Consider the following 19,175-nt stretch of genomic DNA (forward strand, 5'->3'; position numbering starts at 1 on the left):
TACGCTCGCCACAGCATTTTTTTATCCGATAACCTCATCAAGCAGCCCCTCCAGCTCGCCATAACTCGTCACGGTATGCTGCGGTTGATGCTCCGATTCCGGCCCGACGCTCCGATGATTGAACCAAATCACATGCCAGCCCGCGGCCAGGGCGCCAACCACATCATTACGCCACGAATCGCCGATGTAATAAGAGCCCTCCGGCACCGTTCCGGTCAGCCGATTCACATGGTGGAATATCCGCGGATCGGGCTTGTCCCAGCCCACGGCTCCGGATACGAACAGACGCTCCTCCGGTATGAGGTCACCCAGCCGCATAGCCCCGATTTTGTTCATCTGGTGTTCCGCCGGCCCGTTGGTGATCAACCCAACGACATGCCCGGCATCCGCCAATTTCTTAAGCAGCTCCCGGGCGCCTTCAAACATCGTGATGTTATACTGCCTGTCCAGGTATGTCTGCTGTACCGCTTCGGCCTCCTCAAGGGTCAGCTGTATGCCGAATTCGGCCAGCGCTAACTGGAACCGACGTCTGCGCATATCTTCAACCGCTTCCCCGTAAGCCGCCGTGCCCGCTCCTCCGAGCTCTACGGACAGCATGTCACTGTAATACCGCATCCGGTGGTAGGCGGCTTCATAAGGAAACGCTCCACCCGGATGGGCAACCTCCTGAACGGCATCGCGAAAAGGCGCCAGATGGTCATACAATGTATCATCCACATCGAAGAAGATTCCCTTCGGTGATAATGTTGGCTTCATGTTCATCCCTCTTCCTCATTCTATCCCTCTATTGTACCCGCATCGGCACTGCCCGGGTCAAGCCCATCTGTTAATAAGTTCCTTCCCTATGATATGATGGCATTAAAGCGGCACGAAACGGCAATTGGAGCCTTTTGTCCGTACTCGCGGCAGCCAAGAAAGCGCCAATTGTAATGCCCGATTCATGTACCCGGATAAGGAGATGAATAATGATGACCAAGGATATGACCGAAGTGTGGAGTAAGGATTTCGTTCCCGAGGGGAACCGTGCCAGCAACGTGGACCGTTTTACCGGCTTTGAGGATACCTACGACCAGCATCGCCCCGAAGCTCCCGAGGAGGTTGTCGCCCTGCTGACAGGATATTTGGAACGCAAGCCCTCCCTCGTCGTCGACTTGGGATGCGGCACGGGACTGTCCTCGTTTGCATGGAGAGACGCGGCGGACCAAGTCATAGGCGTCGAGCCGAATGATGATATGCGGGGTAAAGCCATCGCCAAACTGCAATCACTGCAGCAAGAGGCCGACGCCAGCCACGATGTTCAGCTTGCCGACATCAAGTTCGTCTCCGGCTATTCAAACCAATTGGCGCTCCCGGATCAGTCCGCGGACATCATCACCTGTTCCCAATCCTTTCACTGGATGGACCCGGCCAGCACGTTGAAGGAAGTCTCCCGCGTTCTGCGCGAGGAAGGGATATTCGCGGTATATGATTGCGATTGGCCGCCGAGCCTGACCTGGAAGGTCGAGCAATCCTACCATGAGCTGATCGAATGGGCAGAGGACATCATCGACCGCCATGTGGAGGCACAGGAGAAGGCCTATAAAGGGAATAAGAACGAGCATCTCAAGCATATCCGGGAGAGCGGGGTTTTTCGGTTCTCCAAAGAGATCGTATTCCATCATATGGAGCCGTTCACCGCCGAACGATATACCGGTCTTGCCGTCAGTCAAGGCGGCATCCAGAACGTGTTCAAGCTGAAACCAACCGAATTGAATGATAAAATCGCGCAGTTTCATGCGCTGGTCGAGGAGCACTTCCAAGGGCGGACACTTCCCGTTATGCTCAGCTACCGCATGCGGCTCGGCATTAAATAAAGAGAGCAAAAAGGGACAGCCCAAGGGTCTATTGACCCTGGAGCTGCCCCTTAATCGTTAACCATAAGTATAGAAAAATCGCGCATTTCCCACCACCCGCTCAACCCTTCACGGCACCTGCCGAAATTCCATCAACGAAATATTTCTGCAAGAAGATATATACCAGAATGCTTGGAATGGCAGCCAGCAGCGAGCCTGACGCAATCCAGCCGATCTGCGCGCTGTTCTCTCCGAAGAAGCTGGATAACGCAACCGTGATCGTTCTCGAATCCGGCTCCTGCAGGAAGAAGAGCGAGAACTGGTAGTCATTCCAGATCGAGTTCGCATTCATGATGAGAATCGTAGCCGTCACAGGCTTCAGCAGCGGGAAAATGATTCGGAAGAACAGCCCGGTCCGCGTTGCCCCATCGATCATGGCGGCCTCATCGAGTTCCCGCGGAATCGTTCCGATAAAGCTGGTATAGAGGAAAATCGCCATCGACAGTTGAAACGTCACATGCAGCAACACGATCCCCAGATACGTATTCATAAATCCGATATCCACGAACAGTTTATACAGCGGCACCAGAATCGTCAGCGGCGGAACGATCAGCGCGCTGACAAATATACCGTAGACCCATTTATTGAGCTTCGACTGATAGCGCGCCAGAGGAAAAGCGGCAAGCGAGCCAAAAGCCAGTATGAGCACGACTGATAATATCGTGATGACACCGGTATTGAGAAAGGCCTGGCCCAGCCGGGCATTCTGCCAGGCGCTTACGAAGTTGTCGGTAAACCAGTACCCCGGAAATAGCCACTTCGAGCTCATGTCCCGCATATCCTTGAAAGAAACGGTCAGCAGAATGTAAAAAGGGATGATGTGCACCAACGCCACGGCAAAACCGATGATCGTATAAATCCACGTACGCTTTCGATGCTTCATTGGGACAGCTCCTTTCGACGTAAGAAGTACAGAGCTGTCAGACTGATGACGGTAATGAGCAGAAACATCAGGTTGCCGAGCGCAGCCGCGAGCCCCGCATCCTGACGGGCAAAATAAAGCTCATACATCATGGTGGATAGGGAAGCCGAGGCATACCCCGGTCCGCCGTTCGTCAGCGCTTTAATGACATCAAACAGCTTTAATCCCCCAATCAGATTCAGGATGATGCTGGTGGTGAGGGCCGGTGCAAGCAGCGGAAACGTAATCCGGAAGAACCGGTTTTTTGCCGTGGCTCCGTCGATTTCAGCCGCTTCGTAATAATCCTTCGGAATGCCCTGCAGCCCCGAGAGAAAGATCATCATCGCGATCCCAAGGTACTGATAGGTGTTAACGACCATAATGATCCACACGTTAATGTTCGGCTCGGCGAGCAGATTGACCGGTGATCCGGTAAACAGCATGAGGATGTCATTGATGGCCCCGCCATTATACTGGAGCAGGAAATACCATATATAACCCATGATGATCGGGCTGACAATCGCAGGAATATAGACGATAACTCTGACGAAGGTCCGGCCTTTGCCGTACTTGTTCAACAACAGCGCATACACGAGGCCCAATATATTCTGAAAAAGCGTACTGCCGACGCCGTAAATAAGCGTGTTCAGAATAACGGTGTGGATTCGGCTATCCGTCAGCATTCTATGGTAGTTATCAAGTCCAATGTAATTCATCGCCTGAGAGAACCCGTTCCAATCGGTAAAGGAAATGAGCAATCCGCGGAAAAAAGGATAAAAAATAAATACGATAAACAGCAGCAATGCGGGAACGTACATCCAGTTCAGCATAAAATTCGAATGGGTAAACCGTTTGGTGCCCCGGACCGGAGCGGCTTCACTTCTAGCCATGCCTGTCTTCACTCTCGCTCACACTCCTCTTAGCCAAGTGATAAGGCGCGCATAAGCGCAGCTTGCCTGCACTTCGCGCGCCTTCATGTTTATTCCTTGGACAACCGTTCCACCTCAACCTTCATGGTCTCGCTGAACTGCTCCGGCGTCACCCGGCCGGCCAGGAGCTCGGTGCCCGTCTTGCAGAGCACGTCCCACATGCCGTTCGGCAGGTAGACACGATCAAAATAAGGGAAGACGCGAATATCGGCGTATTGTTCATAGTAAGCGGTCAGTTCATGGTTCGTCTGCACATCCTTGAGCCCGGGAGGGTTCTTCGACACGTTGGAGAGCTTGGCCATATTCTCCGGCTTGGCAAAATACTGCAGCAGCTTCTTGGCTTCATCCGGATGCTTGGAATCCTTCCACAACGCAAGCGTATTGCGCTCCCCACCGGCGAATGTCGGCGTATCGCCTTCGATCATGGAAGGCACCGGCATAATACCGATATTTATGTTCGGATCGATTTTATGGACGTCATCCATGAATGCAGGCCCTACCAGCACGAACGTTGCTTTGCCTGCGGCAAAGGCTGCCGGAAGGTCACTGCGCTTCGCCGTCAGAACGTCTTCGTTCATAAGGCCCCGTTCCTTCAGATCGACCAAGCTTTGAGCCAGCGGCGTGAAGCCGGACCAGTCGAACGTCCCGTTCAAGAGAGCCTCGGCTTGATTATTCGGAGCCGTGATGAGAAGCGGGCTCGCAAAATTGTCCAGGTACTGCCCGATCATCGAATCGTCGATGCCCGAGAGATAGAAGGGTCTCGTCTTGCCTCCACTTTCTTCCTTGATCTTTTCGCCGGCCGCAATTAACTCCTCGAACGTGCTTGGCACCTCGATCCCGTATTCCTTCAGCATATCGGCATTGTACAGGAGTCCGTCCTTCGCTTCGGTCAGTACCAGAGCGTATAACTTGCCATCCTCATCCGTCACCACGTCACGAATCGTGTCGGTGAGATTGGCGGCCCACGGTTCATCCCTCAGATCCGCCAAATACTCTCCATAACGAAGTTTGGCCCAGCCATGCGTATCAAAAATGTCAGGCAGGTCGTTGGCGGCCATTTTGACCTTCATGGTGTTCTCATAGCCCGTGCTGTCAAACTGCAGGTTGACGCTGATGTCGGGATTCTCCTTGGTGAAGCCGTCCACGATCCCGCGATACACCTCGGTAAGCGACTCATCGGCGACGTTGACCATCATCGACAGCGTGACTTTCGCTTCCCCGGAGCCAATCTTGCCGGAGCCGCTGCCTCCATTGTTCGTGCCTGCGCCTGTCTCTATTGCGTCCGGCCGCGAGGAGCACGCCGTGATCAAGCACAGCAAGGCGACGGCCATGATCCAACATGCACGTTTTTTCATTAATACCCACCTCATTCGGAATGTATAGTGTAACAATCCTTGCATCATTAAGGTTAGCATACATAATAGCGCTTACATATGATCCAAAACTACGATGTAAGCGCTATTTTATGTGTATTGTCGCCTCGGGCAGGTTCCAGTACAATAGAACCAACATGCTTATTCGAGACTTAGCGAAATGGAGGCTGCTCCCGTGAAGAACCGCACCTTGTCCATGCGCTCCAAGCTCATCATCCTTTTTTCCGTGACCATACTGGTCCCTGTCCTTATCATCGCTTACGTGATGCCTTCCTATTATACAAAGCTGATTACGTCGGAAACGGAGAAGCTGACCGAGTCGTCCCTTGTCGGGCTGACCAGCAACATCCAATATTATCTGGATGAGCTCGAACGGGTGACATCCATCCCCTATAACTACGACGAAGTCATGTATGCCCTGAAACTCAGATCCTCCGGCCTGTACCCGAAATCGGATCAATATACCCAATATAAGGCGGATTACGCCCTGTACAACACACTGCCAACCGTGCTCGAAAATATGCACAAGGAGATTCTAGGTACCCTGCTGCTGCCATTCGACGGCTCCGTATTCTACAAAGATAGCCGCTCCACCCTCTACACCGCCCGTACCGATTACGACTACACGGGCCAGGATTGGTACATCGATGCGGTCAAGGCAGGCGGTAAAGCCACCTTCGTGAAAGTCCATGATCAGGATTATGTGAAGATGGACGGTCTCCAATCGGTCTTCTCCGTCGCCAGGCTCATTCGCGACATGGATACACGCAAACCGATTGCGGTCATCATGTCGGATGCCGATACCGTCGTCATCGACCGCATTGTGCGCCAATTGATTACAAACGACTCGGTCGTTGTCATCACGGACAAGAATGGGCAGCTGGTCTATGCAAGCCAACAAATTCCCGAGGAAACCTTGAGCCAGCTCTCGGCAAGCGAGGTCAGATATCATAATCAGACGTACGTTAAAGTGTCGAAGACGATTGAATCCAGCTCGTGGATGGTGACCTCCCTGATCCCTCAAAGCCGATTTACGGAGAAGGTGCAGTGGATGCATAACGTCGGCATGATCTTTGCCGGCGGCGGTATGATCCTTACGCTGTTTCTGTTTCTTGCCTACTCCCGCAAGCTGCTCACTCCGTTTAGGGAGATGATTGGCGTGATGCGTCACGTGCAGCGCGGCGATATGTCCAAGCGGGTCGACATCCACGGCAAGGACGAGGTCGCGGAGCTGGGCGGCGCGCTGAACCGCATGATCGTCAGGCTGGACGAGATGGTCATCAGCGAATATCGTGCCAAACTCAAGCAGCAGGACGCGGAAATGCAGGCTCTGCAGGCACAGATCAACCCCCATTTCCTGTACAACACGTTGAATGGGTTTATCGGCCTGAACCGCAAAGGCGAGCAGCAGAAGCTCGACCGGGCCATCCGCTCGCTCAGCGGGCTGCTGCGCGACATCCTGTCGGCCGATATGTCGATCACGCTGGAAGCGGAATTCAACATTATCCGCAAATATGCGGAGCTGCAGTCCATGCGCTTTGGAGACCGGCTGAACTTCTCCTTCTCGCTGGAGCCCTCGCTGGCTTCGCTGCGAATTCCCAAGCTGCTGCTGCAGCCGCTGGTTGAGAACTCCGTTGTGCATGGCGCCGAGCCATGCGCCCACCCGTGCCATGTCGAGATCAACGCCTACACGCGGATTGCAGACGGGAGGGCCCATGCCGTCATCCTTATCAAGGATAACGGCACCGGATTTGACCCTAAGAAGCTTGAACACAGCGATCGCGTCGGACTCCGCAATGCACAGGAACGGCTTGCGCTCATTCGAGACGGTCAGGCTTCACTTCATATCCAAAGTCAACCTGACCAGGGAACAACCATTACGATCACGATGGAACTGGAAGAGGAGGGGATTGCGCAATGAAGATTATCGTAGCGGATGATGAAATGCTGGCAAGAGAGACGCTGATCCTGATTCTGGAGGACATTCGGCCAGGTCTGGACGTGACGGAGGCCAAGAACGGCCTGGAGCTGGTACAGCAGGCGTCAGAGCTGAGGCCCGACATCATATTCGTCGATATCCGGATGCCTGGCAAGAGCGGACTTGAAGCGATGGAAGAGGCACTCCCTCATACCCCCCATGCACAGTGGATCATCATGACCGGTTTTGCAGAATTTGACTATGCCCGTCAAGCCCTGAAGTTGGGTGCTCTGGATTACCTCCTGAAACCAATCGAGCCCTCCGATGTGGAACGAATCGTGCAGCGTGCTGCCGCCCGGATCGGGCAGGACGCGAAATCGCTCAGCCGCGAGTTTGAATCGGTGGTCACATCGCTATGGCATAACCCGATCATGCAGACCGGACCGGAACACAAGACAACTGAACGGGAAGGCCAATGGACGGGCATGCTGCTCTATGAAACGCGGCCCGTCGATGGCAATGATGCTCGACCCGAACAAACCGGACTTCTGCCGCAAGCTGCACGCCAGGTCATCGCCGACCACAACTCCAAGGAGCTGCTTCTGGCCCTGATCGGACTGGAGCGAGGCGAATATGCACTGATTGGAAAAGCGCTCACTTCCCCAGCGGAAGCAAACTTGCGACGCTTACCCAAGCTGCTTCACGACATGCTGAACAGCCGTTCTCCTGAACATCCCCGGAGCCGTCCGGCAGCCGTGCTGGAATCGGGAACCTATGATTCGTTCGAACCGCTGCGGAATGAAATGCTGGAGATGCGTTCCCTTTCCTACCTGCGTAGCGTCGCAGACGATGGGAAGCCCCTGCTTCTCGCCGATATGCGGCGGCTGGCAAAAGATCCGGTGACTGCCCGGTTTGGTACAACTGCGGTCCAGCTCGTTAGAGCATATGCCGAGGGAGATTATACCGCCTTTATGACCTGCGGTGATAAACTTAGGATGCTGTGGGCCGATGAACGGGAAGCCGCGCGTAAACTTCAATCCAGACTGCTGGCTTTTCTGGCAGGCAGCCTGGCCAAGGAAACGCCGACACCGATGTTTGAGGGGTTTGATCCATGGTTAGAACAGCTTTATGAAGAAACAGGGACCCGGCTGCTCCGCAAAAAATCCGAGGGTGACCCCACAGCCAAAGAATGGTTTGAAGAGGTCGTCCTTTATTTGGAGGCGCATTTTTGCGGTGATATTACCGTTTCCGCCGTGGCCGAGCGGTTCGAGGTTTCACCGAACCACCTCAGCACCCTTTTTCATAAACGAATGGGGGTAACCTTTAGCCAATACGTAACCCGGCTGCGGATGATGAAAGCGAAGGAACTCCTGTCTATCCCCGGCATGAAGGTCAATGAGGCAGCAGAGCAAGTCGGATATTACAGCACCCGGCATTTTACGAATCTGTTCAGGGAATATGTCGGCTGTTATCCCTCTGAGTTTGGCAAGCTGCTGAAACCTAAATGATAAGCTTCGCTATTTTCTCCACATCAACCCGCACAACAATTCGAACAGATCCAGCATATGGCGCGGGTTTTTGCCTGTCAGCTGCTTGATCCGGTTTAAGCGGTAGTTCAGGGGACAATTACACAATCCTGCTTCACTGTTATCCCCTGCCTCTCCTTCATCATTTTTATGTATGCTGTGTCATCCCGGCTCGCGGGTACGAATCTCATTAGGGGCCACATGGGCAATGGCCTGCATCGTCTCGAATTGGCCGCTTGAGCCGACTTTACCGGATAGCAGGGTACCGAGAATGCCGCCCGCGAAGCCAATCGGAATGGACACGATGCCCGGATGTTTGAGCGGGAAGATCGCTTCCGCCCGGATCCAGCCGGCCCCGGGATCCATCACGTTAGGCCCCACGGCCATGAGCAGCAAGGAGGATACCAATCCGGCCGCAATGCTCGACATGGCCCCATACGTATTAAATCTCCGCCAAAATAGCGTGAACAGCAGCACCGGCAGATTAGCCGAGGCCGCAACCGCGAACGCAAACGAAACGAGGAATGCCACGTTCAGCTTCTGCGCGCCGAGGGCGAGCACAATCGAAGCGGTGCCAACCACGATGGCCGAAAGCTTAGCCACTCTCATCTGCTGTGCCTCGGTCGCCCGTCCTCTGCGGAAAATGCTGCTGTAGACGTCATGAGCAAATGCGGAGGATGCCGTCAGCACAAGCCCCGAGATCACGGCCAATATGGTTGCGAAGGCAACAGCCGATACAAAGGCCATTAAGAATTCGCCACCCAATGCGCTTGCGAGCAGCGGCGCCGCCAGCTCAACCCGCTCCGACAAAACGGACCAATCGACGAAGGCAGCCGCCCCAAAACCAAGAAAAATGGTCATGGCATAAAAGATGCCGATCGTAAACGTTGCCGTTTTTACCGAAGAACGGACCGTACGCGGGTCTCTTACCGTGTAGAAACGCGCAATAATATGCGGAAGTCCCGCTGTCCCTAACACCAGCGCCATATTAAACGACAGCATGTCCAGCGGGTGGTCGAACATGTTACCCGCCATCAGAAACCGCTCCTGCAATGGGGTCGCCCGCTTCATGGATTCGAATAAGCCGAGCAAGCATGCCGCCGAACGTGACGTAGACGGTCATTAAGCCTCCGACCAGCACGATGGCAAGCGACGTTTCCAGCCCGAACAGCAAATGGACGAGCCACCCGGCACCAACGAGCTGGGCAATCATGTAGAAGACGGTGATCATCATGTTGTTGACGGCGATACATCCGCGCAGCCGTTTCTCGCTGAACCGCACCGCCACCGCATCCGCCATCGTGTACCTTCCCAGGTTATGAAGCGGTTCGGCTATGATGTACTGCACGATCACATAGGAGGCGAGGAAGCCGATCGAATAGAAAAAGCCGTCGAAGCCGTACACAGCAATGGAGCCCGCGATGCCAAGGAAGGACGCCGCGCTCATATAGTCACCGGAAATGGCCAAGCCGTTTTGCAGCCCGCTCAGGCGATTGCCCGCTGCATAGAAATCATTCGTGCTTGTTGTCCGCTTGGCGGCATAATACGTAATCATTAACGTGCCGACCACAATCGCCAGAAAAAAAACGATGCCGGATATGTTCATTTGCATGCCTCCTTCCGCTTCAGCCTGAAAGTCCAGTCCTGTTATTCCTTTATTTTACGATAAAATGACAAAAAAAGGGCGATCCCCTGTGCTGCTAAGCAGCTGGATACACCCTTTTGGGTCAATGAATTGAATCCGGATTACGCGCCCGTATTGGCCTTGACCAGCACTTCGGCATACTTCGCTTCATCCTTGGAAGAGGATAACAGCGTCCCGATATAAGCTGCCACGAAGCCAAGCGGAATGGAGATAATGCCCGGGTTGCTCATCGGGAAGATCGGATCGCCAATCAAAATCGCTTTGCCGGCCGGATCCCATATATTCGGACTAAGCGCCACAAGAATCACCGTGCTGATCAATCCTGTCAGCATCCCGGTAACCGCGCCTGTCGTATTAAACCTCTTCCAGAACACCGTGAACAGGATGACAGGCAAATTTGCGCTGGCCGCAACGGCGAAGGCGAGCGAGACAAGGAATGCCACGTTCATCTTCTGAGCGAACAATGCGAGCAGAATGGAGACAATGGATACGCCAATCGATGCGTACCGTGCCATCTTCAGCTGCTCCTTCTCCGACGATTCGCCGCGGCGCACGATTTGGCCGTAGAAATCATGGGCGAAAGCTGATGCAGCGGACAGCACAAGCCCCGTCACCACCGCGAGGATCGTCGCGAACGCAACCGCCGAGATGAGCGCGAACAGGAAGTCGCCGCCAATCGCTTTGGCCAGGAGCGGCGCAGCCATGTTGCCCGCTTTATCGACCGCGGTAATATCCGCCGCGCCTACGAAGGCGGCAGCCCCGAAACCAAGAAAGATCGTCATGACATAGAAGATGCCGATAATCCAGGTAGCGTATACCACGGAGCTGCGCGCCGTCTTGGCATCCTTAACGGTAAAGAAACGGGTCAAAATATGCGGCAGACCTGCCGTGCCGAGTACGAGGGCAAGGTTGAGCGACAGCGTCTCCAGCGGGATTTTGTATTTATTCCCCGGGTTCAGGAATGCCTCCTGCAGCGGGGTGGCCGTCTTCATATGGTGGAACATCTGGGTCAGGCTGAAATCGAATTTGGCGAATACGATCAGCGAGATGATGAACGTGCCAGCCATGAGCAGTATAGCTTTCGAGATTTGAACCCAGCTCGTGGCGTGCATGCCGCCGAAGACAACATAGATGGTCATGAGCACGCCGACAATCAGCACGGACGTGACATAGTCCAGTCCCAGCAAAAGCTTAATCAGCGCACCTGCTCCAACCAGCTGCGCGATCATGTAGAAGATGGAGATGGAAATCGTGTTCAGCGCTGCAACGCCGCGCACTTTCTTGTCTGAGAAACGAGCGGCAATCATATCCGCCACCGTATACTTCCCGAGATTCCGAAGCGGCTCGGCAACAAGGTACAGCACCACCAGGTAAGCCACGAGAAAACCGATGCTATAGAAGAAGCCGTCAAAGCCAACTAACGCGATCGAGCCTGCGATGCCAAGGAAGGAGGCAGCAGACATATAGTCGCCGGCAATGGCTGTCCCATTCTGCCAGCCCTTGAGCCCTCCGCCTGCCGTATAGAAGTCGCTGGTGTTGGTTGTTTTCTTGGCAGCGTAATACGTTATGATCAGCGTGAGAAATACAATTCCGCAAAACAACGCGATAGCCATAGTCGATTACGCCCCCATATCCTTTTTAATATCGTCTACCATACGGTCAAACTGGGCCGCCTTGCGGGAGTACAGGATGCACAAGACCCATGTCATGATGAACTGCGCGAATGCAAATACCCATGCCCACGTGATCGGGCCAATCGCCGGGTGGTTCAACACGTCGGTGTACGAAGTAAGAATCGGCAGTGCAAAGTAAAACAGAAGAAAAAAGACGGTCATCGGAATAATGAACCGTTTCTTGCGGGAGAGCAGCGTTTTGAATTTTTCAGAATGCCATACTTCGGTATAGCTTTTTTCTTCCATTGCCTTTCCCTCCATTAACGATCAAGGATTCTATTGCGTCTCCCATATATGAAAGCGCTTTAGAATGATTATATACAGGAGGATTGTCTGCGACCACAGCTCCTGCGCGAAACGTCCGATAGGGTGCGCGAAAAGGCGGATATGCCGCCTGAACCGGGAGACAACCACCGTCCTCACGCGCTTCTCCCTACGCCTCTCTAAGCAACCGGAACAAATCCCGGGCGGCTTCCCGCGACAAGGGAATCATCGTCCGCTGCTCATCCTTTAGCACAATATTGTAAGCGCCGTTCTGCCAAGGGGACAGCTCCGCAATCCGGTTCACGTTAACCAGGTAACTGCGATGAGGACGAAAGAACGAGTAACCCGCCAGCTTCTCCTCCAGCTCCTGCAGCGTGCTTTTGCTCGTAATCCGCTGGCCTTCCGCCGTCCATATGCGGATGACCCGCTCCTCGCGCACCGCGTACAGTATCGCCTCGGGATCGACGAGCACATGCTTGTCCCCATCATCGAATAGCAGCTTGCCACGCATACTGCGGGCAGCAGCCTCAGTGGATGGATACGGAGCTATCTGGGGGGCGACATCATAAGCTTCCTGCTTTGGGGAGACTTGCCCTTCATGAACCCTGCTGCGAATTCGCTGCAGGGTTTCCTTTAATCGCATATGGCTGTAAGGCTTCAGCAGATAATCAATCGCATTCAGACCAAACGCCTCGACAGCATACTCGTCATAGGCTGTCGTAAAGACAATCAAGGGCGAGATCGGGGAGGCCTTCAGCATCCGCGCAGCCTGCAAACCTTCCAGCTCCGGCATATGAACGTCGAGAAAGACGACATCCGGCTGCCGTAAGGGAACCAGCTCGAGCAGCTCCCGGCCGTTCGTGGCATAAGGAAGCAGCTCGATATCAGGCTCCTGTTCCAACAGGTAAGCCAGCTCCTCCCTTGCCAATCGTTCGTCTTCCGCTATCATCGTTTTAATTCGCTTCACGGTACCGGCTCCCTTCCGATAGACTGCAGGGGATGCTGAAGGATATGCTGCATCCGCCCTCTGCAAGATTCTCTACGATGAGTCTGGCTTCCTTACCAAACATGCTGATTAAACGCTGGTTGATATTGTAAATGCCGTTCCCCGTACCCTCGCTGCCGATGATCGGTTGTTCGCCGAGGCTGTCCAGCACCTCAGGGGAGATACCTGCCCCGTTGTCCCGCAGCTGTACAACCGCCATATCGCCCGCCCGCTTTAGGGTCAACTGGATGATGCCCCCGCTCGCTTTATCGCGCAAGCCGTGCTTAATGCTGTTCTCCACCAGCATTTGCAGCGTTGCAGGCGGAATCATAAGCTCGTCCAGCACCGGATCCAGCTGGCATTCAAACGTGAACTGATCCTCAAACCGGATTTGAATAATGTCCAAATAGGCATTCAACAGCTCCATTTCCTCACGAATGGTCGTTCTGCGGGAGGCCATGACTTTGACGTTCAAGCGCATGAACGCCCCCAGCTGCATCGTGGCATGTCTTGCCAGCAGCGGATCGCTCCGGATCAACGAATGGATCGCATTGAGCGTATTGAACAGAAAATGCGGATTGATCTGCGCCTGCAGAAGCTTAAGCTCCGCCTCTTTCATTAAATGGCTCATCTTCTCGTGGGCCGTGGCCCCGAGCTGATAGGAAATCAGCTGTCCAAGCCCTTGGGCCATCACCAGCTCAACGCGCCGAATATCCTGCGGCCGCTTGAAGTAGAAATGAATGACGCCTACGATTTCGTGACCCTCTATCATCGGGACAAGAATGGCGGCTCCGAGCGCCGGATGACGGGGCTGAATATCTTCCGCATTCTCTATGATCCGAAGCTCGCCGGTCGCAATGACATTCTTGGTCAAGTCGGATGTGATCTCTTCTCCGGGATCAATGGTACGGCTGGCGGCACCGGCATGGGCCAGGAACCGCTCCGTATCCGTAATGGCGACTGCCGTTGTTTTCAGCTCGCGCAGCAGCAAGGTGGCCACGGCCTGTGCCGTACGGTACGTCAAGCCCTGCTTCAGATGCGGCAGCGCCGCTTCCGCGATATGGAATGCCTTCTCCGTCTCGTAAGCGGCTGCCCGCTCTTCCTCGGTGAGCGCAACCCGCAGCATCGTCGTGAAGATCGCAATGGAAATGCTGTTGGTCAGCACCATCGGCAGACCGATCAGGTTGACCAGCTCAACCGCGCGGTCCGGCTCATCTGAACAGATCAAAATAACCCCCATGTGCAAGATCGGGGCGAACATCCCCACGAATAACGCTTTTGCCGGCGAGATAACCCGCTCCTGCGAGAAGAATCGGGCCACGCCCCCGGCCAGGGCACCCGTAAGCGGTACGGCGATAGCTCCTGCCAGCCCCGTGTAGCCCCCAATATACAGCAGATGGGCTCCCGCCAAAAGCCCGCCCCCGATGCCAACGCGGGGCCCGCCGATCAGCCCGCCAATTACAACGCCGACCAGAGCGGAATGGGCCAGGGCCTGCTCCTCCGTCAGCTGCATCAGCCAGAAGGAGGAGCTCGACTCGCCATTCTCCACCACAACGCCTGCATACGCCCCGAGGATGCCGAAGAGGCCAAACAGACAGGAATAGATGAACATTCGCGTGCCAGACATCTCTTTGCGGTCCAGCAATTGGCGGAACAACGGAATTCTCGTCAGTATAAACGTCAGGATGAGCAGCATGCCCATCCGTTCGAACAGATGCAGCGTCAACTCCTGCATGGACATCCCTCTTCTTTGGTAGACTAGGAATCTTCAACTGTCGGTCAGTAGACGGTATCGATAGATAGGATAGATGTGAATGCGGTTTCATTTCATGCAGTAAAGATTATATAGTACAGCGAGGATTTGGACAATAAAAAGGAATAACATGAAACTTATGTAAAAATATTCACGCAGGGGACATACCCTTCAGTGCACTCAAAAAAACCGTATCCCCCCGCAGTTAAGCGAAAGATACGGCCAGTAAGCAGCTGCAAGCCAAAGCAGCCGAACATATCCCCTTATTCTAATGTGTAAGGTCTCTCTGATCGCGAGACCTTACGAACCGGTCGAATTGTGTTTTCCAGCTCCTCTCCGTGATATCGACCACTTCCGAATGATCTGATTGGTCACCTCCGATAGCAGCAAACCCAGCGCGATGGCGCCTGAAATCATGAAGGCCTGCGCTCCCAGCTGAACAGCCTGATCAAATTGATTCTGGGCGACATGCCGAAGGGCATTGTAGGCGACTCCGCCCGGTACGAGCGGAATAATCCCCGACACGCTGAACACGATAATGGGCGTCTTGTATTTTTTGGCGAAAAAATGGCTGATGATCGTCACGCAAAAAGCCGCAAACACGGTGGCCGTCACCGGCTCAACCATCATGTTCTGCAGCATAATGTAGAGCAGCCAGCCCACCATGCCGGCAAACCCGCACTGCAGCAGTGCTTTTTTGGGTACGTTGAATATGATCCCGAAGGCCGCCGAAGCAACAAAACTCGTGATGAGCTGCTGTATATAAAAGGTTGCCACCATCTTCACCTCCACTCACACATCTCTTAGAATGACAACGTAAACGCAATTCCCGCTCCGATGGCAAAGGACGTAACAAAAGCCTCCGCACCTTTGGACAAGCCGGATATCAGATGCCCCGCCATTAAATCGCGGATGGCATTCGTGATCAGCAAGCCCGGTACCAGCGGCATCACGGAACTGATAATGATCGTATCCAGCTGATGGCCGAATCCGTATCTGACCATCCATACGGAGGTTATGCCGATGACCAGCGCTCCCGAGAATTCGGCGAAGAATCGCACCGGTATGACCCGATGCATGTATAAAAAGCAGGAGAAGCCAAGACCGCCCGCAATGGCCGCCGGTACGAAATCCGGCCAAATGCCGCGAAACATAATGAGGAAACAGCCGCTTGCGATCGCTGACAGGAGAATCAACAACCATGTCGGATATATCGCCTGCTCATGCTCGATTTTCTCAAGCGCCCTATGAGCCTCCTCAATCGTCAGCTCACCGAGGCTTATGCTCCGAGACACGCTGTTAACCTGATCGATCTTATCGAGATTGGTTGTCCGATCCGAAATACGAATGAGCCGCGTAATATGCTGGGGCTCCTCCACCGAGAAGATAATCCCGGTCGGGGTCATATAGCTGTGGCTGTTCTCCACGCCGAAAGCCGCGGCGATCCGCATCATCGTATCCTCGACCCGATAGGTCTCCGCACCGCTTTGCAACATGATTTTTCCTGCTAACAAACAGACCTTTATGATGTCATGCTCCCGCTTCAACAAGTCATTCAAAACGACAATCCTCCAGCTGAACACATTCCGATTCAGAATCTTTGCCTATATTATAGTATCATTACCATGATTAAGCATAGGATATGCTTTAAAGCAGCACTGCAGCAGCTGCAATCGTTCTGAACAAAGTCATCCTCCTACACAAAAAGCCCCCCCGAATGATCGGGAGGCTTCTTACAATTTATCCTCGGAATGCAGCCTAAAAGGCACCGCGGATGTGCTCCGCTACCCGCTCCTGATAGAAGCGGGCCAGGCGTACCTTTTCCTCCATGGTGAATGAGGGCACTTCCAGCGTTCCTAGATTATCTTCAATCTGGCGGACGCTGCGGAAGCCGGGAATGACAGCGCTGACCTCGGGGCAGTCCAGGATCCAGCGCATGGATGCACGAGCCATGTCGCCTCGGCCCTCGGCAATCCAAGCGAGCTCTCTGGCGAGCTCAACCCCTTTTTCGAACCGCAGGCCGGCAAAGGTCTCGCCCACGTTAAACTGCTCCCCGTTCGCATTGAAATTCCGGTGATCCCCTTCGCTGAAGGTGGTGTTCTCCGTAAATTTCCCTGTTAACAGACCGCTGGCAAGCGGCAAGCGCACCAAAATGCCGACGCCCGACGCTTTGGCTTTCGGGAGCAGCTGAGCCAGCGGTTTTTGGCGGAACAGATTGAAGATAACCTGCAGGGACCTTACGCCAGGTACCCCCAGGCAAAACAGTCCTTCCTCCACCGTCTCCACGCTGACGCCATAATGCCGGATTTTCCCCTCGGCCTGCAGCTTGTCCAGCACTTCAAACACCCTTCCGTCCTTCAACACCCCGAAGGGAGGGCAGTGAACCTGATAGAGATCAATCTGCTCCCGCTGGAGCCGCTTCAAGCTATTCTCGCAATAAAGGCGGATGGAGTCCTCCGAATAGGTCTGAAGATCGTGAATATCTCCGGCACGGCAAAACTTGGTGGCGATATGCACCGAATCTTCCTTGCCCTTGGTTGCGCGTGCGAGCAAATCCTCCGCATGCCCATCTCCATATACGTCGGCCGTATCGAAAAAGTTCACGCCTTCGCCGATGGCCCGATCAAAGCCCTTCAAGGCTTCCTCATCGTTGGTCTGCCCCCATGAACCTCCGATCGCCCATGTGCCGAAGCTGACCTCGCTAATGTGAAGCTCCGTATTTCCCAATTGTCTGTAGTTCATCGACGATATAGCCTCCTCATCCAACTGCCATACTAGTTCACACTAATAGACTAAACGTTAAATCGCTTTCATTCAATCCATATATGACGTTTACCTATTTTTCCGCAGATCGTTGACAAATCATTCCATCGTATTTATAATTACAATCATTAGATATCCAACGTTGGATATCCAGTTATGAAATTATTCTTCACCTACACATCCTAAGGAAGTGACCCAACATGACCAACCTCATCCTGCTCTCATTCCTGCGCCAGCGCCCGATGCATGGCTATGAAATTCAGCAGCTTATTCAGGCCAGCCGCATGGACCTATGGACGAATATTCTGTCCGGCTCCATCTATTATGCACTTAACAAGATGGAAAGCGACGGTCTGATTGCAGCCACCGCTGAAGAGCGGACCGGTGCGAGACTTCGCAAAATTTACAGTATTACGGATGAAGGCGAGAAGTTATTCCAGAAGATGATCCGCGAAACCTTGACGCTTCCTCCCCATACCGTCAAATCCGACTTCTCTCTTGGATTGGTCTGGATCGAGAACGTTCCCAAGCAGGAAGCGGTCGAATTGCTGCAGCAAAACCTCAAGCAAGTGGAAGAATCGCTGGCACAATGGCGTTCAGGTAAAGAAATCAAGGGACAGTACGGCTTATCGAGGATCGCCCTTGCTACCTTCGACAATGCGATCTCGATCCTAGAACAGGACATCACCTTTCTCAACAAGATCATTGCACTCGTTCAAGAATAAGCCTCAGCATCAGCTGCGGCTTTCATTTTCGGTCAATATCCAATATTGGATATATAACATTGGTTAATAAGGAGCGTGAATACGAGATGATGTTGCCTACTCTCATTCAAGCGAAAGGTTTAAGAAAAACCTATGGTCAGCGAACGGTCGTACATGATGTGGCTCTAGAAATACGGGAAGGTGAAGTGCTTGCGATCATCGGGCCGAACGGCGCGGGAAAATCAACGACGCTGGATTTGGTGCTGGGTCTGCGCCGACCCGATATCGGCACGGTCACCTACTGGACTATGGATCCTGCCCCGCACATCGGGCTTCAACTGCAGTCCACTCCCTTCTTTCCGGGATTTACCGCCCTTGAGAATCTGCGAATGTTCGCTGCTTTCTATGGCAAGCGACTCAAGGATGCGGAGCTCATCGAGCATCTTAGAAGCTGCGGGCTTGCGGATGTTGCCAAAACCGATGCGCTTCGGCTCTCGGGAGGCCAACAGAAACGGCTCGCCATTGCCATAGCGCTAGTCCATACACCCAAGCTGCTATTCCTTGATGAGCCTACAGCAGCACTGGATCCACGGGCACGCCGGGATATCCGGGAGCTGATCCGTTCTCTGGCAGACAAGGGCACCTCGATTGTCTTCACTTCGCATGACATGGAGGAGGTTCATAAACTCGCTTCCCGGCTGGTGCTCATCTGTGATGGGCGGGTGAAAGCTTCCGGCACGCCGGAAGAGCTCCTCGGCTATTACCGAACAGATAGCCTCGAACAACTGTATATCCAACTGACCGATGATCAGGAATAAAGGCCGGTCAGAATAAAAACCTTAGGAGGAA

Annotated in this window: 16 protein-coding genes and 1 pseudogene; 5 read left to right on the top strand and 12 right to left on the bottom strand. The window is 53.8% G+C overall.

Going from position 1 to position 19,175, the window contains the following annotated elements; genetic code table 11:
* Positions 1 to 21: 21 nt before the first annotated feature.
* Positions 22 to 762, bottom strand: coding sequence for an HAD family hydrolase (locus CRG97_RS31160; protein WP_098749357.1), 741 nt, complete (start codon positions 760 to 762; stop codon positions 22 to 24).
* A 206-nt stretch (positions 763 to 968) separates the two neighbouring features.
* On the opposite strand from CRG97_RS31160, the gene CRG97_RS31165 reads away from it, so the two are divergent.
* Positions 969 to 1,853, top strand: coding sequence for a class I SAM-dependent methyltransferase (locus tag CRG97_RS31165; protein WP_098749622.1), 885 nt, complete (start codon positions 969 to 971; stop codon positions 1,851 to 1,853).
* A gap of 100 nt (positions 1,854 to 1,953) precedes the next feature.
* Here CRG97_RS31165 and CRG97_RS31170 read toward each other — a convergent pair whose 3' ends face one another.
* From CRG97_RS31170 to CRG97_RS31180, 3 genes are all read right to left on the bottom strand, one after another.
* Positions 1,954 to 2,775 carry a carbohydrate ABC transporter permease gene (locus CRG97_RS31170; protein WP_098749358.1) on the bottom strand — a complete coding sequence of 274 codons (822 nt, stop codon included), beginning with the start codon at positions 2,773 to 2,775 and terminating at the stop codon, positions 1,954 to 1,956.
* Positions 2,772 to 3,683, bottom strand: a complete 912-nt coding sequence (locus CRG97_RS31175) for a carbohydrate ABC transporter permease (RefSeq protein ID WP_076324074.1) — start codon at positions 3,681 to 3,683, stop codon at positions 2,772 to 2,774. The genes CRG97_RS31170 and CRG97_RS31175 overlap by 4 nt, the downstream gene beginning before the upstream one ends.
* A gap of 89 nt (positions 3,684 to 3,772) precedes the next feature.
* A complete protein-coding gene (locus tag CRG97_RS31180; RefSeq protein ID WP_098749359.1) occupies positions 3,773 to 5,077 on the bottom strand; it encodes an ABC transporter substrate-binding protein in 1,305 nt (434 codons plus the stop codon).
* Positions 5,078 to 5,270: 193 nt separating this feature from the next.
* Here CRG97_RS31180 and CRG97_RS31185 point away from each other — a divergent pair, with 193 nt between their 5' ends.
* Together CRG97_RS31185 and CRG97_RS31190 are read left to right on the top strand one after the other, a co-directional pair.
* Positions 5,271 to 7,016: a cache domain-containing sensor histidine kinase gene (locus tag CRG97_RS31185; protein WP_161952978.1), complete on the top strand. Its 1,746-nt coding sequence runs from the start codon at positions 5,271 to 5,273 to the stop codon at positions 7,014 to 7,016.
* Positions 7,013 to 8,521 (top strand): response regulator, encoded by a 1,509-nt coding sequence (locus CRG97_RS31190; RefSeq protein WP_098749361.1) that lies wholly within the window; start codon positions 7,013 to 7,015, stop codon positions 8,519 to 8,521. The genes CRG97_RS31185 and CRG97_RS31190 overlap by 4 nt, the downstream gene beginning before the upstream one ends.
* A 180-nt stretch (positions 8,522 to 8,701) precedes the next feature.
* On the opposite strand, the pseudogene CRG97_RS31195 reads toward CRG97_RS31190, so the two are convergent.
* The 8 genes and pseudogenes from CRG97_RS31195 to CRG97_RS31230 all read right to left on the bottom strand — a co-directional run bounded on the left by CRG97_RS31195 (position 8,702) and on the right by CRG97_RS31230 (position 17,601).
* A pseudogene (locus CRG97_RS31195) lies at positions 8,702 to 10,145 on the bottom strand (solute symporter family protein).
* 140 nt (positions 10,146 to 10,285) lie between these two features.
* Entirely contained in the window at positions 10,286 to 11,797 is a 1,512-nt protein-coding gene (locus CRG97_RS31200; protein WP_076323832.1) for a solute symporter family protein, read from the bottom strand.
* A gap of 6 nt (positions 11,798 to 11,803) precedes the next feature.
* On the bottom strand, positions 11,804 to 12,103 hold the full coding sequence (locus tag CRG97_RS31205) for a DUF485 domain-containing protein (protein WP_071218738.1): 300 nt from the start codon (positions 12,101 to 12,103) through the stop codon (positions 11,804 to 11,806).
* A 187-nt stretch (positions 12,104 to 12,290) separates the two neighbouring features.
* Entirely contained in the window at positions 12,291 to 13,088 is a 798-nt protein-coding gene (locus CRG97_RS31210) for a LytR/AlgR family response regulator transcription factor (RefSeq protein WP_083659734.1), read from the bottom strand.
* Positions 13,075 to 14,841, bottom strand: coding sequence for a LytS/YhcK type 5TM receptor domain-containing protein (locus CRG97_RS31215; protein ID WP_098749362.1), 1,767 nt, complete (start codon positions 14,839 to 14,841; stop codon positions 13,075 to 13,077). The genes CRG97_RS31210 and CRG97_RS31215 overlap by 14 nt, the downstream gene beginning before the upstream one ends.
* Before the next feature lie 318 nt (positions 14,842 to 15,159).
* Positions 15,160 to 15,639 (bottom strand): threonine/serine exporter family protein, encoded by a 480-nt coding sequence (locus tag CRG97_RS31220; protein WP_098749363.1) that lies wholly within the window; start codon positions 15,637 to 15,639, stop codon positions 15,160 to 15,162.
* 23 nt (positions 15,640 to 15,662) lie between these two features.
* A complete protein-coding gene (locus CRG97_RS31225) occupies positions 15,663 to 16,418 on the bottom strand; it encodes a threonine/serine exporter family protein (RefSeq protein ID WP_098749364.1) in 756 nt (251 codons plus the stop codon).
* A 199-nt stretch (positions 16,419 to 16,617) separates the two neighbouring features.
* Positions 16,618 to 17,601, bottom strand: a complete 984-nt coding sequence (locus tag CRG97_RS31230) for an aldo/keto reductase (protein WP_098749365.1) — start codon at positions 17,599 to 17,601, stop codon at positions 16,618 to 16,620.
* A gap of 221 nt (positions 17,602 to 17,822) precedes the next feature.
* On the opposite strand from CRG97_RS31230, the gene CRG97_RS31235 reads away from it, so the two are divergent.
* Both CRG97_RS31235 and CRG97_RS31240 read left to right on the top strand, forming a co-directional pair.
* Positions 17,823 to 18,347, top strand: a complete 525-nt coding sequence (locus CRG97_RS31235; protein ID WP_098749366.1) for a PadR family transcriptional regulator — start codon at positions 17,823 to 17,825, stop codon at positions 18,345 to 18,347.
* 86 nt (positions 18,348 to 18,433) lie between these two features.
* The gene (locus CRG97_RS31240; protein WP_098749367.1) at positions 18,434 to 19,144 is read left to right on the top strand and encodes an ABC transporter ATP-binding protein; all 711 of its coding nucleotides are present in this window, start codon (positions 18,434 to 18,436) and stop codon (positions 19,142 to 19,144) included.
* The last annotated feature ends 31 nt before the right edge of the window (positions 19,145 to 19,175 follow it).

It is taken from the genome of Paenibacillus sp. EZ-K15 (genome assembly GCF_002573715.1).
Taxonomy (GTDB): domain Bacteria; phylum Bacillota; class Bacilli; order Paenibacillales; family Paenibacillaceae; genus Paenibacillus_AQ.

Excerpts from the sequence above, each read along its gene's own strand:
- CRG97_RS31160 (WP_098749357.1), bottom strand. The coding sequence starts at position 762 with ATGAACATGAAGCCAACATTATCACCGAAGGGAATCTTCTTCGATGTG.
- CRG97_RS31165 (WP_098749622.1), top strand. The coding sequence starts at position 969 with ATGACCAAGGATATGACCGAAGTGTGGAGTAAGGATTTCGTTCCCGAG.
- CRG97_RS31170 (WP_098749358.1), bottom strand. The coding sequence starts at position 2,775 with ATGAAGCATCGAAAGCGTACGTGGATTTATACGATCATCGGTTTTGCC.
- CRG97_RS31175 (WP_076324074.1), bottom strand. The coding sequence starts at position 3,683 with ATGGCTAGAAGTGAAGCCGCTCCGGTCCGGGGCACCAAACGGTTTACC.
- CRG97_RS31180 (WP_098749359.1), bottom strand. The coding sequence starts at position 5,077 with ATGAAAAAACGTGCATGTTGGATCATGGCCGTCGCCTTGCTGTGCTTG.
- CRG97_RS31190 (WP_098749361.1), top strand. The coding sequence starts at position 7,013 with ATGAAGATTATCGTAGCGGATGATGAAATGCTGGCAAGAGAGACGCTG.
- CRG97_RS31200 (WP_076323832.1), bottom strand. The coding sequence starts at position 11,797 with ATGGCTATCGCGTTGTTTTGCGGAATTGTATTTCTCACGCTGATCATA.
- CRG97_RS31205 (WP_071218738.1), bottom strand. The coding sequence starts at position 12,103 with ATGGAAGAAAAAAGCTATACCGAAGTATGGCATTCTGAAAAATTCAAA.
- CRG97_RS31215 (WP_098749362.1), bottom strand. The coding sequence starts at position 14,841 with ATGCAGGAGTTGACGCTGCATCTGTTCGAACGGATGGGCATGCTGCTC.
- CRG97_RS31220 (WP_098749363.1), bottom strand. The coding sequence starts at position 15,639 with ATGGTGGCAACCTTTTATATACAGCAGCTCATCACGAGTTTTGTTGCT.
- CRG97_RS31230 (WP_098749365.1), bottom strand. The coding sequence starts at position 17,601 with ATGAACTACAGACAATTGGGAAATACGGAGCTTCACATTAGCGAGGTC.
- CRG97_RS31235 (WP_098749366.1), top strand. The coding sequence starts at position 17,823 with ATGACCAACCTCATCCTGCTCTCATTCCTGCGCCAGCGCCCGATGCAT.
- CRG97_RS31240 (WP_098749367.1), top strand. The coding sequence starts at position 18,434 with ATGATGTTGCCTACTCTCATTCAAGCGAAAGGTTTAAGAAAAACCTAT.